This window comes from Pseudomonas sp. S11P7 (assembly GCF_023195435.1).
Lineage (GTDB): Bacteria > Pseudomonadota > Gammaproteobacteria > Pseudomonadales > Pseudomonadaceae > Aquipseudomonas > Aquipseudomonas fluorescens_G.
The window spans coordinates 5,048,965-5,065,254 of record NZ_JALPKS020000002.1; the positions used below are offsets into that span (position 1 = coordinate 5,048,965).

Here is a 16,290-nt window from a genome sequence, read left to right on the forward strand (position 1 = left end):
CTTGCAGCTTCTCTATACCCCGAGGTCGCTGCATGCCATCCGTTATTTCCACCGACGTTCTGATTGTCGGCGCTGGTGTCGCCGGCCTCTGGCTGAACGCGCGTCTGCGCCGTCAGGGTTTTTCGACCGTGCTGGTGGAAAGCGCCAGCCTCGGCGGCGGGCAAAGCGTGAAGTCGCAGGGGATCATTCATGGCGGCGCCAAATACGCTTTGCACGGCGCATTGACCGGGGCGTCGGAAGCGATCGCTGACATGCCGCGGCGCTGGCGCGAAGCCCTGGCCGGCAACGGCGAGCTGGACCTGACCGGCGTGCGCCTGCTGTCCGAAGCCCATTACCTGTGGTCGCCGGGCACTCTGGCCGGCAACCTCACCAGTTTCTTCGCCAGCAAAGCCGTGCGTGGTCGCGTCGATCAGGTCAAGGGCGACGAGCTGCCGCCGGCCCTGCAAGACAAGCGTTTCAAAGGCAAGGTCTATCGTCTTGCCGAACTGGTGGTCGACGTGCCGAGCCTGATTCAGCGGCTGGCCGACCTGGCCGGCGATGGCTTGCTCGCCGGGCAGACCATCGAACCGCTGCTGGAGGATGGCGTACTGGTCGGCCTGACGGTCGACGGCCGCGCCATTCATGCGCAGCGCATCGTCCTCAGCGCCGGCGCCGGTATTGCACAGTTGCTCGAAGCACTCGGCCTCAGCCAACCGGCGATGCAACGCCGGCCGCTGCACATGATCCTCGCCAAAGGCCCGGGCCTGAAACCACTGTATGCCCACTGCCTCGGCGGCGGCACTAAACCACGCATTACCGTGACCACCCACCCGGCCGCTGATGGCCAGTGGGTCTGGTACATGGGCGGCGATATCGCCGAGAGCGAAGGCGTGCATCGCGAGCCGGCCGAGCAGATCGCCACCGCGCAAAAGGAAATCGCGCAGTTGTTGCCGTGGATCGATCTCAGTACCACGCAATGGGCGACCCTGCGCGTCGACCGCGCCGAACCGCTGCAAACCGGGCTGACCCGGCCGGACAACGCCTTCCTCGCCGAACAGGGCCGCCTGCTGGTCGGCTGGCCGACCAAACTGGCACTGGCGCCGGACTTTGCCGATCGCGTCATCACGGCGCTGGAACGCGACGGTATTACCCCGCAAGTCACCGAGCCGCTGCCGCCGCTGCCAAAACCGCCACTGGGTATTCCAGCCTGGGAGCAACTGCTGCCATGACTATCGCCAATTTGCATGATCTGCATCGCCCACTGGGCAGCACCGGTCTGACGGTTTCGCCGCTGGGCCTGGGCACGGTCAAACTCGGCCGCGATCAAGGGGTGAAATACCCCAACGGCTTCCAGATTCCCGACGACGATGCCGCGCGCATGCTGCTGCGTCAGGCCCGCGAGCTGGGCATCAACCTGATCGACACTGCCCCGGCCTATGGCCGCAGCGAAGAACGCCTCGGCCCGCTGCTGCGCGGCCAGCGCCAGGATTGGGTGATCGTCAGCAAGGTCGGCGAAGAATTTGCCGATGGCCTGTCGCGCCATGACTTCAGTGCAGCGCATACGCGGATGTCGGTAGAGCGCAGCCTGCAACGTCTGGAAACCGATTTTATCGATCTGGTGCTGGTGCACTCCGACGGCAACGACCTGGCGATCCTCGAACACCAAGAGGTTTACGCAACGCTTGCGGCGCTCAAAGCCGAGGGCAAGATTCGCGGCTTCGGCTTTTCCGGCAAAACTGTCGAGGGCGGCCTGAAAGCCCTGGAGCAAGGCGATTGTGCGATGGTCACCTACAATCTGAACGAACGAAACGAGAAGGCAGTCATTGACTATGCTGCTGCCCACGGCAAAGCCATTCTGGTGAAAAAAGCCTTGGCCAGCGGTCACGTCTGTCTGAGTCCGGGCGTGGATCCGGTGCGGGCCAGCTTCGAGTTGCTGTTCGCGCAAGCTGGCGTCGCCAGTGCTATTGTCGGCACGATCAATCCGCTGCACCTCGCCCACAACGTTGCGACCGTTGCCCAGGTCCTTCGTGGTCACTGACGCCGCCCCGCGGCCATAAGCAGGAGCCGATATGCCGCGCACGCTCATCCGCAAGAACCCGAGCAACTTCAAGACCCTGCCGCTGTTCGTCGAAGCCACTGCCGAAGGCCTGAGCTACCAGAGCGTCGGCATGCCGCTGAATTTTGCGCAGACCCTGCAGCGACGCAAACCGGTCAGCGTGGCCGACGCCGAACACTTCTCGCTGGAACTGGCCAACCTCGGCGTGTCCGTGCGCCTGACCCTGCATTGGCAGAATCGCGATTACTGGGTGCTGGTGCGCCAACGCCGCCAGGATCGCGGCGATGTGGTGCTGAAGCTGATTTCCGGTTATGTGCCGGCCCATGAGCTGAACATTCCACTGCACACAGCGATTCAGGAAATTGCCGAAGAATGCCTACTGGAAACGCCAGAAGGCTGGCTCGGCGGGCGCTTCAATGACACCTGGCTGCCGGCGCCCTACTCGGCGGCCCTGCATTATCGCGAAGCGCTGCCGTTTCGCCTGACGCCGCTGTCCGGTTCGGCGCGGCCGGTGCGTTGCGCCAGCCTGCAATTGCTCGAGCGGCCGCGGGCCTATGTGCACCTGCCGACTGCTTCCCTGCAATTGATCTACGACTTGCGTCTGGACGTGCCCAAGGAAGCCAAGTCCCTGAGCCTGTTCCATGTCGATGAGCGGCTGGAAGGTGATCAACTGGTGGCCCGCCTCGATCGCAAGCGCCCCGATCTGTACCTGATGCCACTCAAGGACGGCGCGCCAGTGGCCGAGTTGTACACCCTCAAGCGCGACAAGCTGGTTCCAGCCAGCACCCGCGGGCTCTATCTGGCCGAAAGCTTTGCCACTCAGGAAGGCTGGGTCGTGCGCGAGGAACGGATTCGCTGGAAAGACTGGCTGGTGCAACAGGGTCTGCAACCGGCCAAAGCTCCGCGTTCAGGGCTCAAGCAATTGAGCATCAAGGCGCTGCGGCTGGTGGGCCTGGGCAAAAAGAAACCGGCCAGGTCCTGAACTATCGCCGGCGGTCGAACCAGGTGCGCAGTGTGGCGAAGAAATGAAAGTAGCGGTTCTCGCGTTTGCCCATGCCACGCTTGGGCGAGAACGACTCTTCGGCGAAGGCGCCGGTAATGCGTACACGTGATGCCTGGGTCGGCAGCGTGCAGATTTTCGCGCCGGCCTGCTGCAACGCGTATTTGAGCAAGCGTTCAGAGTGCAGCTTTCTGCCAGTCGCCTCGCAGAAATCGAAGATCCGCTCAATGCGCTTGCCATACGCGACGTAAGTATCACGCCCGCACACCGCGAAGCGGTCATTGAGCCCGCCCCACCACTGCCAGTCCGGGATATAGGCATGGTGCCGCCGGGCCTGGGCATGATTGAACACGTAGCCGGGCAGCGCTGTGTGGAAGAAATTGTCCGGGCGCACGTACACGACAAAATCCGGATCGAAGGCTTCGATCATCGTGGTCACGGTGTGCAGCGAATTGAGCTGATAAATCAGGTTGCGCAGCGATGCGTAGTCATCGGCCCAGGTGTCGCCCAGTGATTTAACTCGTTCAAAATCCCAGCGTTCCAGCACGCCTTCGGTCGACGTCAGCGAGCCTGTCATCGCCTCAAAAGGCTGGTAGTTGTCAGCCGTCAGCGCGCCCTGTTCACCGGAGCGCGCGTTCTGTACTTCATCAATCCTGTACAGATGGTAGAAACACTGCACCTCGCTGCCTGCCGGCAACTGCGCCAGAACATTCTGTTCGATGGAGGGGAAGCAGATCGGCGAATTCCTCGGGATCCCGAAAAAAGCCACGGCGATTTTCAACACTCAACAGCACCTTTTGATAGTCGTTCGGGCCTGCCGGCATCCGGATACACGATGTCGCTTACTTTCGTCGAAACAGTTTTTGCCACCAACGCCGCGGTTGCAGCGGTACCACGATGATATTCGATTGGCGCAGCCAGTCGCGCTCGTAGTCCCAGGCGTGCCCGCCCCAGAGTTTCCCGGCTTCGTTGGAAAAGCCCAGGGTCATCAACTCATAGGTATAACCCGCTTCACCGCGCAGCCAGTCAAACAGTACCAGTGTGTTGAAACCGGTGGACGGCCCGACATAGCGTTTGCCGCCCGGACGGTCCACCGGGTAATGCCACAGCGGCGGCAGCGGGATGCGGTCCCAATACATCGTCACGCGCGGTAACGGGCACATCGGCGCGGCGCAGCCCACCAGCATGCTGAAGCAGCGCTCGCCCGAACGTTCGAACATGTGTTGAACGTGTGGCCCGTAAGGCAGACCAAAAAAGTAGGCGTCCGGCGCGTTGTAACCGTGCACGAAGACATTGACGCTTTGCTCGTTGAGCAGCGTGGCCTTGATGCAGGTATTGAAGCTGACCACGACGTCATCCGCGCCGATGTTAAGCGCCTGAAAATCCGCTGCGGTGATGGCCGGGTTATTGGCAATCAGCACCACTCGCGCGGCGCGATCAAGGCGCGCACGCAGCTCTGCCGGCAATGCCTCGAACACCGCCTGATCACCACCGGGCAGCGCATCCGGCGCCATGGGTTGATCCTTCATTTCAGACCGGCACCTTCATCCCGTAACGCACTTTCACCCACCATTGCGTGAAGGCCGAGGGTGGCTGCCATGGGCGCATTTCGCGCTGGATTTCAGCCGCGAGGGCCTGACCGACACGGGCGAACGAATAGCGGCTCTCGGCAAACGCCTGGCCATTGCGGGCAATACGTTCAGCCAGCTCGGGATCGCTCTGCAGCAACTTGATCTTCTCTACCGCTTCTTCTTCACTGCGGTAGAACACGGTGTTGTGCATGTCTTCAAAACCGAGCAAGCGGTCTTCTTCGCCCTGGCTCCAGGCCAGCAGCACACAGCCACACGCCATGGCCTCGAAGTTCTTGATCATGAACTCGTTCATGCCGATGTCGGCGCTGACGAAAATGCGGATGCGGTTGAGGGTCTGCAAGTACTCATCACCGGATTTCGTCCGGGTCACCAGCATCCCGGTCCGCCGCGAGAGCGACTCGAGCATGGCCTTGCGCTCGGCGTACTCGGTGCTTTTCAGGCTGCCGAGAAAACCGATGGGAATGTCGCGCTCGACGCCGGTGTTGTGCAGCATCTGCTCGTCGTAACCCTTGGAGACGAATACCGTGTCGATGCCCTCGGCGAGCATCTTGCGTGCGACCACCGCCCCGGACACCAGCGCCCGGCAACTCGGCAGGCGCCCATACAAGCGCGAATACACGCCGCGATATTTACTCGCCGGCATGTAGTTCTGATAGGCGTCGTGTTCGAGAAATACCAGCCCCGGAATGCACTTGAGCACCCGCAACTGCGGGGCCAGACGCTTGACCCGGGAGAAAATCACCACGCGATCAAAGGTCTGATAATCCACTGAGGCCAGAAACGGCCCGAGGTTCATCTGCTGCTGTTTGCTCAAACGATGGATGACACATTCATCACAGTTCTGCTGCACGATGTCGTAGAGCCGGTCGAGAATGACCCGCTGCTCGTCCATCACCAGGAGCATGACTTTCATAGGTTAATGACCACGCGACTTTGGCAGGCAAGCGCAGCGGATTCAAACCTGCCAACTTCAACGGAAACGGTGAGATCCCCAAGGCAAAATCCGTTCACACGCAGCACACAACGGTAAAGGTTCATCTGATCAGCGACTGCGGATCTTTTCGACAATCGCAGTCGTCGAGCTGTTTTCCACCAGTCCCAGCACCTTAACGGTGCCACCGTAAGCGCTGACGATATCGGCGCCGACTACCTGGTCGATACCGTAATCACCGCCCTTGACCAACACGTCCGGCTTGACCTCGCGCAGCAGGTTTTCCGGGGTGCCTTCAGAGAAACTGATCACCCAGTCCACCGCACCGAGGCCGGCGAGCACCGCCATGCGTCGATCCACGCTGTTGATCGGCCGGCCCGGCCCCTTGAGGCGGCTGACCGAGGCATCGTCATTGACCGCAACGATCAAACGATCGCCCTGCGCCCGTGCCTGCTCCAGATAGGTCACATGCCCGGCGTGCAGAATGTCGAAGCAGCCGTTGGTGAACACGATGGTCTCGTTGTGCGCGCGGGCGTCGGCTACCGCCAGCAGCAATTGCTCAAGGCCCAGCACACCGCGCTCGGAACCTTCTTCACGCTGAATGGCGCGACGCAGTTCCGGGGCACTGATGGCGGCCGTACCGAGCTTGCCGACGACGATGCCGGCGGCCAGATTGGCCAGCGCGACCGCGTGGGGCAGGTCTTCACCGGCGGCAATCGCTGCAGCCAGGGTGGAAATCACCGTATCACCGGCACCGGTGACATCGAACACTTCACGGGCCCGCGCCGGCAGGTGCAGTGCCGGTTGGTCCGGACGCAACAGGGTCATGCCGTGCTCGCCGCGAGTCACCAGCAGCGCCCCGAGGTCGAGGTCGTGCATCAGCGTGGCGCCCTTGCTCACCAGCTCATGCTCATCGACGCAGCCGCCGACGATGGCTTCGAACTCGCTGAGATTGGGGGTGATCAGGCTGGCGCCGCGATAGATCGAGAAATCCTTGCCTTTAGGGTCGGCCAGCACCGGGATGTTCTTCGCGCGGGCGGCCTGGATCAGCGCCTGATGGTTTTTCAGCGCGCCTTTGCCGTAATCGGAAAGGACCAGCACCTTGATGCCTTCGAGCAAGTCATCGACCTGCGAGCCGAGGGCCAGCGCATCAGTGGCGAACGGTTCTTCGAAGTCGATGCGCAGCAATTGCTGATGCCGGCTCATGACTCGCAGCTTGACGATGGTTGGCTGGTGCGCGATGCGCTGGAACAAGGCCCGAACGCCTGCGCCCTTGAGACTGTTGCTCAGGCTGTCGGCGGCTTCGTCATCGCCGGTCACACCGACCAGCGAGGCCGGCGCACCCAGCGCGGCAATGTTCAGGGCAACGTTGGCGGCACCGCCCGGGCGGTCTTCGATTTGCTCGACCTTGACCACCGGCACCGGCGCCTCAGGGGAAATCCGTGAGGTTCCGCCATGCCAATAGCGGTCGAGCATGACATCGCCGACTACCAAGACCGGGGCTTGATCGAAACGCGGCATGGACAACTTCATGGAGCAACCCACATACAAAATGAACAGGGGCGCGATATTACCACAGGGTAAAGCGCCGTCCGCCTCATTCTGAAAGGTCGCGCACCCAGAACAATTCATGACGCCGCACGGCCTTGCGGAAAAACTCGTTATTGCCTGTAGCAGGCCAGCGCCGGCCCGCCAGCCCCTGCTGAATCCAGCGGCGCAGTCTGCGCTTGAACACCTCGGCGCCCTGCAGATCGTGCTCCATGGCCAGTGCCATGGCTTTGTCCAGTTGCACCGGCTCAGACAGCTGCGGGCTCCACAAGCGGTCGGCCGGCAATGGCTCGATCGCCGGCGGCAGCGCGATACCGCAGCCTGCAGCGCCCATCGGCCAGCGATCGTTGTCGTGCAGATGATTGGCGTACATCAGCAGCGTCGTCGGTTTCCATTGACTGCGGCTGACTGCCTCGAGCAGCGCTTGCGTCGACGCCACATGATCGCTGTGCGGATCGAGTTCGGGATGCGGCGTCACCAGCACTTCGGGACGATAGTGCTCAAGCAGTGCGGTCAGATCAGCCAGCAGATTTTCCCAGGTCGGCTGGCCGTCGCCATCGCCGGGCAGGCGCATCGGATTGTGCCGCCGCACACTGCGCACGTCGCTTTCCTGCGATTCGCGGGAACCGAACGCTGTCGTCGGCGCTGCGGCCATTGCCGGCAGTTGCAGGCAGTAATACCCCAATTGCACGCAGCGCTCGACGGGCACGCCACCCCAGAGTGGAATCACCAGGCTGTCCCAACTGCGCAGACGACCCTTCAGACGCGCCGCTGCGGCCTGATCAAGCCCCAGCCGTTGATAATCCTTGGCCTCGATTTCGCCTTGGGTCAACGTGACGATGCTGACCTCATCACAACGGCTGTAAAGGCCGAACGCCGCGAGTTCGGCGTCGTCGGCATGCGGCGCGATGACCATGACCCGCTGCTGGCTGAAATCGGGGTTGGCCATGATCCACAGCACACCCGTGCTCGCTGGCACGCAGTGGCGGCCGCGCAGGGTCAGCGAACCTTGCGCCAAGGCCATTTCCTGCCCGGACAGATTGAGGAAGCGCCGACCGCGCACTCCGCGCTCGAACTCCTGACGGTCATCACCGACCTGAACATACGGGTCGAGCCAGCGCCCCAGCCAGGTCGACTTCAGCTCCAGTTCCAGCACCAGCGTCTCGCCCGGTGCCAGCGGCTCGCTCAGGCGCACCACGCCAGCGTCGACGCTCACCGCCTGCCGCGCAGTCTGTACAGGAAAGTTGTATTGATAGTCGTCAGAAGGTCGATAGAACAGGTGATCGGCGAACCACGCTTCATGAGCGATCCAGGCCAGCACCAGCAACAGCGGCACCAGCCACCATTTGACCAGCACCCCGATCAGCAACAGCGCCAGCAAAAAGCCGATCAGGAACAGGCGCTTGTTGCGCCGGTGAGCCTTGAGGAGTTGCTGCTTGCGTGCGCTCATCGATTCAGACCTTGTAGACCGGCACCGTGTGGCACCAGCGATCCTTGTATTCACGGTCGGCACGGCCGAACGAGTAACGCAGCGGCTTGCCCAGCGCCTGAGCATCGGCCCACGCTTGCTGGGTATTGACGAAACTCAGCACGCTGCCGGGGCTGAATTCGCGGCTTTGCGGATCGACGCCACCGTTGACGTACTCCAGCGAAACCCACTGCGGCGCCTCGACGCGATACAACACCTGAATGGCCACCGGTGCCGAATCGAGCATCGCGACCGAGCCGGTCATGAACTCGCGCAACAAGCTGAACACTTCAACCAGCCCAGCCTTGCCCGGCACTTCGAAACCCCAGCGGCGCTGAAACAGATCGCCGTAAGCGGCGGCCTGTTCCTGCGCAGTGAAGTCGGACATCGGCACCAGCGACCCGCCCGCTTCTTCCAGCAGGCGCTGCTCGCGGCGCTGGTTGTAGCGGAATTTCTTCGAATACTCTTCCGGCAATCGCGCCAGGGCCAGCCCTTCGGGCTGCGGTTTCAAGGTGCTGATCTGCTCGGCATTGAGCTGGGACACGTAAGCCATGCGCTGGCGCACCGGCACCACCCTGTCGGCAGCAATCGGCAGGATGATTTCCGCATTGCCCATGTCGAGCAAGCCGCGCTTGCCCTCGCGTTTGAGCACTTCCTTGGACAACGCCACGTGCCGGCCCCAGCACGGCACGGCGGCGACGATCTCGCCGCCGACCAGCCAGCCCAGATAGCGCAGCTCGATATTGACGAAGCTCGACAAGCGCTCGACCACGTCGGGGTGCGTCGCAAAACTGCCACCGAAACGCTGCCACGCCTGGGCATAGCTGTCGCGGTCGATCTCGGTCCAGCCACGCTCACGAAAGCTGCGAAACACCGTCAGCATACGTCGGTCGCGTGGGTCGGCTGAGGCTCGTCACCTTCTTCGAATTCCTTCGCATGCAGTCGTGCGTAGTAGCCGTTTTGCTCAAGCAACTGCACATGGGAGCCGCGTTCGACGATTCGCCCTTCATCCATTACCAGAATCAGGTCGGCTTTTTCGATGGTGCTCAAGCGGTGCGCGATCACCAGCGTGGTGCGGTTTTGCACAACGTGATCCAGCGCCGCCTGAATGTGCCGTTCCGACTCGGTGTCGAGGGCCGATGTGGCCTCGTCGAGAATCAGCAGCGGCGCATCCTTGAGCAAGGCGCGAGCGATGGCGATGCGTTGACGCTGACCGCCGGACAACAGCACGCCGTTTTCGCCGACCATGGTTTCGTAACCCTGAGGCATCTTGGCGATGAACTCGTCGGCGTAAGCCTCGCGAGCCGCGCGCTTGACTTCATCCAGCGGCGCACCGGCCAGGTCGCCGTAAGCGATGTTGTTGGTGACCGTGTCGTTGAACAGCGTCACGGCCTGGGTCACCAGCGCAATCTGGCGGCGCAGGCTGCGCAGGGTAAAGTCCTGGACTTCCACGCCATCAAGCAGAATCTGCCCGTGCTCGTGCTGGTAGAAACGCGGAATCAAACCGGCCAGCGTTGATTTACCGCTGCCCGAACGCCCGACCAGCGCAACCATCTGCCCCGGCTCGACGCTGAAGCTGATGTCGTTGAGCACCGGTTTGTCGGTGTCCGGATACTGGAAGCTGAGGTTGCGCACTTCCAGGCGCCCTTCGAGACGATCGCGCTCGACGCTGCCCTGATCCACTTCGGCCGGCTCGTCCAGTTGCTCGAAAATGCTTTCGGCACCCGCCACGCCTTTCTGAATCGTCGAACTGACTTCCGACAGCTGCCGGATCGGCTTGGGCAACAGGCCCGCCATGGTGATGTAGGCCACCAGATCACCGGGCGAGGCGTCGCCGCGAAGATAAAGCACAAGGAACATGACCACGGCCATGGCGCTGTACGTGACCAATTGCAGCATCGGCGTGTACACCGCGCCGGTTTTGGTCATGGTCAGTTGTTTGTCGGTATTGCTCTGGCTGGCATCACGAAAGCGTTGCTTTTCATAGGTTTCGCCGCCGAAGCTGCGCACCACGCGATAACCATGAATGGTCTCGGAGGCGACATGCGTGACGTTGCCCATCGACACCTGAATCTTCTTGCTCTGTTTGCGGAATTTCTTGCTGGTGCTGTTCACCATGATGCCGATGACCGGCAGGATCGCCACCATTACCAACGTGAGCTTCCAGTTCATCCACAACAACGTGCAGAACAGGAAGATCACGGTCATGCCTTCACGGATGACCACTTTGATCGCGTCCGTTGCCGCGCCGGTGACCATGGTCACGTTGAAGGTAATGCGCGAAATCAGGTGACCGGAGTTGTTCTTGTCGAAAAAGCGGTTAGGCAACTCCAGCAATTTGTTGAACAACACTACCCGCAGGTCATGCACCAGCCCCAGAGAAACCCGGGCCAGAAAGAAGTTACCCAGATACGAACCCACGCCCTGCAACAGGGCAATGAACACAATCATCAGCGGCACGGTTTGCAGCAATTGCAAATCGCCCAGATAAGGGTTGCCCGGGAACAGGCTGGCTTCAGGATTGGCCAGCCCGTCGACAAAGTACTTGAGGATGTAGGCGAGCATCGGTTGGGTCGATGCGAAAATCAGAAACCCGACGATGCTGAGGAGAAAGAGACCGGCATAGGGCCGCACGTAAGCCAAAAGGCGGAAGTAGATCGCCAGCGTTGACTGGGCTTTCGGTTCAGGACTGCTCATGGTGATCCGCACAATTCAGTGAGGCGGGGATGATATCACAGGCCTTTTTTCCCCGATAAACATGACGGCGCGCCAGCTTTTGACCAAGTCGGTTAAGATACGCCGCTAACGATGGGGAGCCCGCTATGCAATCGATTGACCACAGCACTTACGAGGCACTGCGCAAAGGTGCACAGGTACTGGAGGCCGACGGTTCCGGCGACAAAGTGTTGAAGCTGGCCGACGGCCGCATGCTCAAACTGTTCCGCCGCAAGCGCTTGCTCAGCTCGGCGCTGTTCTTCCCCTACGCGCAGCGCTTTGCCAACAACACCCGCGCACTGCAGCAGCGCGGCATCCTTTGCCCGCAAGTCATCGCGGTCTATCGTATCCCCGGCATCGAGCGCGACGGCGTCTACTACAGCCCGCTGGAAGGCCGCACGGTGCGCCAGTTGCAAGGTTCGCCCGAGGATGGCGATTCACTGAGAATGCAGTTGGGCAGCTACTTCGCCCTGCTGCATGAAAAAGGCGTGTACTTTCGATCGCTGCACTTCGGCAACGTGGTGCTGACCCCGGACCACCAATTGGGCCTGATCGACATTGCCGATCTGCGCTGCCAGAAACGCGCACTGAGTGACAGCAAACGCCTGCGCAACTTCGCGCATTTGCTGCGCTACAAGGAAGACCGTCAGTGGTTGCTTGGCGACGACGCCGGCGACAGCTTTATTGAAGGCTACCGCCAGGCGCTGCCGAGCAACCGACAGGCGCCACTGATCTCGCGCCTGCGGCCATTGCTGGCGTAAGGCTCAGCGTCCGATCACCACCAACGTGGCACCCTTGCGATTCTTGAAGTGTTCGAGCACGTGCATTTGATGCGCCGCCAGCCACTCCTTCAGCCACGGCTCATCGCCCTTCGCCTCGATCACGAAATAGCGGAATTTTGCCGCGTGCGTCGGCGACATCGCTTCCTCACGGGTCAGGCTGGGCAGCACATAGCCGCGACCGGCGTAATAACTGATCCGGCCGTCCTCGAAGTAGGTCGGCACGCCGCGCTCGATGTGACTTGACGCCCAACGTCCGGCGGCAACGTAATGCGTCTTGCCGGCCCCGGTGGACACCACGTTCGCCAGCATCATCAACAGCCCCAGAATCACCAGAGCCTTGCCCAGCCGCGGAAACTGGCGAACGAACGCCGCCAGCCCCATCGCCATTACCGGCACGAACAGCAGATTGAGGAAGCTCAGATAGCGCGCGTTCATGAACTGCTGCTTGATGAAAAACAGCACCAGCACCACCAGATACAGCAGCGCCGCCCAGGCGAACGGGCGGTAATCGCGCCAGTACGTGCCGAGCACGCCCCAATTGCGGCGCAATACGAACGGTACAGCGAACGGCCCCATCAACTTGACGAATGAAATGGTCATCGTCGCCAGGATGCCGAAAAAGATGATACGGCCAGCCTCGTCCTGAGAATATTTGTTGATCAATGAGTTGCCGAACTGATCGCACAACATCTGGAAGGAAGCCAGCACACCGCGAGGTTCGATCATGTCCAGATAGAGCATGACCCGCGCCGACATCAACATACCCGTCACGATCACCAGCAGCAGGCCTGCCAGCGGCAAAATCGAGAACTGCACGAACTGCAGGCGACGGTTCGGCGTCCACAGGTTGGGCAACTGCCACAGCGCCAGCGCCGGCACCAGCAGCAGTGCCTCAAGGCGGAACAGCGCTGCTGCAACAATCGCCACATGAATCGCGGCCGCCCACAGCCAACCGCCGCGCGATTGCCAGCGCGACGCGAGCCAAAGGGCTAACGTGCAGAAAAACCAGAAGCCGCATTCGCGGATGATGTCGTTTCGAAAGGCATTGACTGCCGGCATCGCGAGCACGACCAGACAGGCCCATCGCGCGAGCTCGGGCGAGCGCTGGCGCACGCAATCGACCATCAAGGCGCTGGTACCGGCGAAAAACAGACCGCACCAAAGATAAGCGCTCAATTCCAGCGGCAAATGCGAAACACGGTGCGTGGCGGCGAGCAATAACGAAAACCACGGCCAGTCGAACGTTGCCCATGCCACGTTGGGCCCAAGCTCGGTAACCTGCTGCGCAATATCGATATACAGCGCAGCATCGCGCCCCACGGTCGCCGTGCCCAACACAGCGATCAGCGATAACAGCACACTGCCAAAAAATGCCAGCGCTACAGGATATTCATCGATGATCCGGGAGACTTGAGCCCCAATCTTCACGCTCACAACCCTCACCCAGCCACCTCATCCATTACCAGGTACACCCACTTCCCTGCGGTTTAACGAAACAGTGATCGCAACGCCTTGCGTGCATAGGACCAGCGCTTGATCGTGCGCCAGTCAGCGCGCAGTGCCTGCAGATAGAAGCCCTTGGCCAATTCATATTCACCATGGGAGTAGCAATCACGAAACAATGACAAACAACGCTGCGCCAGGAATGCCTGACGCAGATCCTGCATTTCTTCAGGCATGCGCCGGTCGGAGAATACTTCGTTGACCACCTGATCGGTGCCGGCCGCAAGGCTTTGGCGCAAATCATGGCGCATGCTGTCCGCATGCTTGTAAATGAGCGCCAACGGCTCGTTCACGACACTGCAGGGAAAACGCGCCAGAACCTGGGCAAACACCGGCAAGTCTTCGACGTTGCGTAGATGCTCAGGATAATTGCCCGGTTCGAAAACGCTGCGATGCATCGCGCAGGCGCCGTTGGAAATCGATACGGTCTTGTCCAGCAGATAACCCTGCAACCGCTGTCGCGGCGCCGCCGGCAATGGCCTGGCGACCTGCAAGCTGCGCTTGCCATCAGCGAACACTGACCAGTGCGACCCGATCACCATCAGGCTTTGCGGGTTTGCAGCGATGTGTTGAGACAGCGCCGCCAATGCGCCGGGCGCCATCTCGTCATCGGAATCGAGAAACACCAGAAACTGCCCGGTGGTTTCCTCGATGCCAAGATTGCGCACCGAGGACAATCCACCATTGCTTTTGCGCAGCGCACGAAAGCGCCCGCCATGCTTGAGCAAGAGCTGTTCGACGACCTGAGGCGTATCGTCCGTCGACCCGTCGTCGATGACCAGCAGATCCGCCATCGCCTCGTCCAGCTGCGCCAACACCGACTCCACTGCACGTGGCAGGGTTCGCGCGTAGTTGTAAACCGGAATGACGACGCTGATCAGTATTTCAGTCAAGTTCGTATCCTTTCACACCCTCTTTCACGACCAGAATATCTTCCATGATCAGGTATTCCAGATCCGAACCGAAAAACATGTTCAGCGCATCGGTTGGCGAACAGATCATCGGCTCGCCACGACGATTGAGCGAGGTGTTCAGCGATACACCGTTGCCGGTGAGGTTTTCCAGCGCCTTCATCATGTCGTAGTAACGCGGGTTGTACTCACGCTTGAGCACCTGGGCGCGAGAGGTGCCGTCTTCATGGACGACTTCCGGCACACGGGTTTTCCATTCGTCAGCGACTTCGAAGGTGAACGTCATGAACGGTGCCGGGTGATCGATCTTGATCATCTGCGGCGCAACGGTGTCGAGCATCGACGGGCAGAAAGGCCTCCAGCGCTCGCGGAACTTGATCTGGTGGTTGATCCGGTCAGCCACGCCGGCGACGCTTGGGCAACCGATGATCGAACGACCGCCCAATGCACGCGGACCGAACTCCATGCGCCCCTGGAACCAGGCGACCGGGTTGCCATCCACCATGATTTTGGCGATCTGCTCCGGCATGTTGTCGAGCTTGCGCCAGGCCGGCTTGTTCGGGTGGCGGGCGCACGCGGCGATCACGTCTTCGTTGCTGTAGGACGGGCCGAGATAGACGTGTTCCATCTTCTCCACCGGTACGCCACGGGCGTGCGACACATAAGCCGCGGCGCCCACCGCGGTGCCGGCATCGCCGGACGCAGGCTGCACGAACAGCTCCTTGATATCGTCGCGGGCAATGATTTTCTGGTTCAGCTTGACGTTCAACGCACAGCCACCAGCGAACGCAAGCTTGCCGGTTTCCTTCAGTACATCGCCCAGATAGTGGTCGATCATCTGCAACGCCAGCTTCTCGAACAGCGCTTGCATGCTCGCGGCATAGTGGATGTACGGCTCGTCGGCGATATCACCTTCGCGCTTCGGACCGAGCCATTCGATCAGCTTCGGCGAGAAATAAAAGCCTTTGCCTTTCTCTTTGTAGCGACGCAGGCCAATCACGTTGGCGTAATCGGTATTGATCACCAGCTCGCCGTTCTCGAACGAGGCCAGACGCGAAAAATCGTACTTGCTGGCGTCACCGTAGGGCGCCATGCCCATGACCTTGAACTCGCCGTCAAGCATTTCGAAGCCGAGGAACTCGGTGATCGCACCGTAAAGGCCACCTAGGGAGTCCGGATCGAAGAATTCCTTGATCTTGTGGATCTTGCCGTTTTCGCCATAGCCGAAGAAGGTCGTGGCGTACTCGCCCTTGCCGTCGATCCCGAGGATCGCGGTTTTTTCCTTGAAGCCGGAGCAGTGATAAGCGCTGGAGGCGTGGGCCAGGTGATGCTCGACCGGCTCGATCTTGATTTTCTTCGGATCGAAACCCAGTTGTTCCAGACACCAGACGATCTTGTTGCGGTAGCGCTTGTAGCGACGGTTGCCCATCAGGATCGCATCAAGGGCGCGATCCGGTGCATACCAGTAGCGCTTGGCGTAGTGCCAGCGGGCCTTGCCGAAGAGGCTGATCGGGGCAAACGGGATCGCGACCACGTCAACATCGGACGGCTTGATGCCGGCCTGTTCCAGACAGAACTTCGCCGATTCGTAGGGCATGCGGTTTTTTGCATGCTTGTCGCGTACGAAGCGCTCTTCTTCAGCCGCCGCCACCAGCTTGCCATCGATGTACAAGGCTGCTGATGGGTCATGGCTAAGGGCGCCGGACAGGCCAAGAATCGTCAATGCCACAGGGGTCTAGCCTCTTTAGTCTGCGTACAGGCGCGATGCGCCTTGAAAATGGATGTATCCCCGCACAGGCGAGAGA

General features: G+C 60.9%; 14 protein-coding genes. 4 read left to right on the top strand and 10 right to left on the bottom strand.

Going from position 1 to position 16,290, the window contains the following annotated elements:
• Window positions 1–32: 32 nt before the first annotated feature.
• From M0746_RS23210 to M0746_RS23220, 3 genes are read left to right on the top strand one after another with little or no spacing between them, the layout of a single operon-like run.
• The gene (locus M0746_RS23210; protein WP_258450717.1) at window positions 33–1,208 is read left to right on the top strand and encodes an NAD(P)/FAD-dependent oxidoreductase; all 1,176 of its coding nucleotides are present in this window, start codon (window positions 33–35) and stop codon (window positions 1,206–1,208) included.
• The gene (locus M0746_RS23215) at window positions 1,205–2,017 is read left to right on the top strand and encodes an aldo/keto reductase (protein WP_258450718.1); all 813 of its coding nucleotides are present in this window, start codon (window positions 1,205–1,207) and stop codon (window positions 2,015–2,017) included. The genes M0746_RS23210 and M0746_RS23215 overlap by 4 nt, the downstream gene beginning before the upstream one ends.
• Before the next feature lie 31 nt (window positions 2,018–2,048).
• The gene (locus tag M0746_RS23220; RefSeq protein ID WP_208938995.1) at window positions 2,049–3,017 is read left to right on the top strand and encodes a metal ABC transporter ATPase; all 969 of its coding nucleotides are present in this window, start codon (window positions 2,049–2,051) and stop codon (window positions 3,015–3,017) included.
• A gap of 1 nt (window position 3,018) precedes the next feature.
• Here the strand turns inward: M0746_RS23220 and M0746_RS23225 are convergent, their stop codons facing one another.
• The 7 genes from M0746_RS23225 to msbA form a co-directional block, all read right to left on the bottom strand.
• Window positions 3,019–3,819, bottom strand: a complete 801-nt coding sequence (locus tag M0746_RS23225; protein ID WP_258450719.1) for a hypothetical protein — start codon at window positions 3,817–3,819, stop codon at window positions 3,019–3,021.
• Window positions 3,820–3,877: 58 nt separating this feature from the next.
• Window positions 3,878–4,564: a hypothetical protein gene (locus M0746_RS23230; RefSeq protein WP_258450720.1), complete on the bottom strand. Its 687-nt coding sequence runs from the start codon at window positions 4,562–4,564 to the stop codon at window positions 3,878–3,880.
• A 1-nt stretch (window position 4,565) separates the two neighbouring features.
• Complete coding sequence (locus tag M0746_RS23235) at window positions 4,566–5,540, bottom strand: glycosyltransferase family protein (RefSeq protein WP_258450721.1); 975 nt, start codon at window positions 5,538–5,540, stop codon at window positions 4,566–4,568.
• 129 nt (window positions 5,541–5,669) lie between these two features.
• Window positions 5,670–7,091, bottom strand: coding sequence for a bifunctional D-glycero-beta-D-manno-heptose-7-phosphate kinase/D-glycero-beta-D-manno-heptose 1-phosphate adenylyltransferase HldE (gene hldE, locus M0746_RS23240; RefSeq protein ID WP_208938999.1), 1,422 nt, complete (start codon window positions 7,089–7,091; stop codon window positions 5,670–5,672).
• Window positions 7,092–7,155: 64 nt separating this feature from the next.
• On the bottom strand, window positions 7,156–8,556 hold the full coding sequence (locus tag M0746_RS23245) for a PIG-L deacetylase family protein (protein ID WP_258450722.1): 1,401 nt from the start codon (window positions 8,554–8,556) through the stop codon (window positions 7,156–7,158).
• Between the two features lie 4 nt (window positions 8,557–8,560).
• Entirely contained in the window at window positions 8,561–9,457 is an 897-nt protein-coding gene (locus M0746_RS23250) for an antimicrobial resistance protein Mig-14 (protein ID WP_258450723.1), read from the bottom strand.
• Window positions 9,451–11,271 carry a lipid A export permease/ATP-binding protein MsbA gene (gene msbA / locus M0746_RS23255; protein WP_203420467.1) on the bottom strand — a complete coding sequence of 607 codons (1,821 nt, stop codon included), beginning with the start codon at window positions 11,269–11,271 and terminating at the stop codon, window positions 9,451–9,453. The genes M0746_RS23250 and msbA overlap by 7 nt, the downstream gene beginning before the upstream one ends.
• Before the next feature lie 125 nt (window positions 11,272–11,396).
• Between msbA and M0746_RS23260 the strand changes: the two genes are divergently transcribed.
• Window positions 11,397–12,050 (top strand): lipopolysaccharide kinase InaA family protein, encoded by a 654-nt coding sequence (locus tag M0746_RS23260; protein ID WP_258450724.1) that lies wholly within the window; start codon window positions 11,397–11,399, stop codon window positions 12,048–12,050.
• A gap of 3 nt (window positions 12,051–12,053) precedes the next feature.
• Here the strand turns inward: M0746_RS23260 and M0746_RS23265 are convergent, their stop codons facing one another.
• The 3 genes from M0746_RS23265 to M0746_RS23275 are packed head-to-tail and all read right to left on the bottom strand — an operon-like array spanning window position 12,054 to window position 16,214.
• Window positions 12,054–13,505 carry a hypothetical protein gene (locus M0746_RS23265; RefSeq protein ID WP_258450725.1) on the bottom strand — a complete coding sequence of 484 codons (1,452 nt, stop codon included), beginning with the start codon at window positions 13,503–13,505 and terminating at the stop codon, window positions 12,054–12,056.
• A 53-nt stretch (window positions 13,506–13,558) separates the two neighbouring features.
• On the bottom strand, window positions 13,559–14,467 hold the full coding sequence (locus tag M0746_RS23270; RefSeq protein ID WP_258450726.1) for a glycosyltransferase family 2 protein: 909 nt from the start codon (window positions 14,465–14,467) through the stop codon (window positions 13,559–13,561).
• A complete protein-coding gene (locus M0746_RS23275; RefSeq protein WP_208939006.1) occupies window positions 14,460–16,214 on the bottom strand; it encodes a carbamoyltransferase family protein in 1,755 nt (584 codons plus the stop codon). The genes M0746_RS23270 and M0746_RS23275 overlap by 8 nt, the downstream gene beginning before the upstream one ends.
• Window positions 16,215–16,290 lie beyond the last annotated feature (76 nt).

What these genes read in the sequence shown, in the direction of transcription:
- M0746_RS23210 (WP_258450717.1), top strand. Translation starts at nt 33, where the DNA reads ATGCCATCCGTTATTTCCACCGACGTTCTGATTGTCGGCGCTGGTGTC.
- M0746_RS23215 (WP_258450718.1), top strand. Translation starts at nt 1,205, where the DNA reads ATGACTATCGCCAATTTGCATGATCTGCATCGCCCACTGGGCAGCACC.
- M0746_RS23220 (WP_208938995.1), top strand. Translation starts at nt 2,049, where the DNA reads ATGCCGCGCACGCTCATCCGCAAGAACCCGAGCAACTTCAAGACCCTG.
- M0746_RS23230 (WP_258450720.1), bottom strand. Translation starts at nt 4,564, where the DNA reads ATGAAGGATCAACCCATGGCGCCGGATGCGCTGCCCGGTGGTGATCAG.
- M0746_RS23235 (WP_258450721.1), bottom strand. Translation starts at nt 5,540, where the DNA reads ATGAAAGTCATGCTCCTGGTGATGGACGAGCAGCGGGTCATTCTCGAC.
- hldE (WP_208938999.1), bottom strand. Translation starts at nt 7,091, where the DNA reads ATGAAGTTGTCCATGCCGCGTTTCGATCAAGCCCCGGTCTTGGTAGTC.
- M0746_RS23245 (WP_258450722.1), bottom strand. Translation starts at nt 8,556, where the DNA reads ATGAGCGCACGCAAGCAGCAACTCCTCAAGGCTCACCGGCGCAACAAG.
- M0746_RS23250 (WP_258450723.1), bottom strand. Translation starts at nt 9,457, where the DNA reads ATGCTGACGGTGTTTCGCAGCTTTCGTGAGCGTGGCTGGACCGAGATC.
- msbA (WP_203420467.1), bottom strand. Translation starts at nt 11,271, where the DNA reads ATGAGCAGTCCTGAACCGAAAGCCCAGTCAACGCTGGCGATCTACTTC.
- M0746_RS23260 (WP_258450724.1), top strand. Translation starts at nt 11,397, where the DNA reads ATGCAATCGATTGACCACAGCACTTACGAGGCACTGCGCAAAGGTGCA.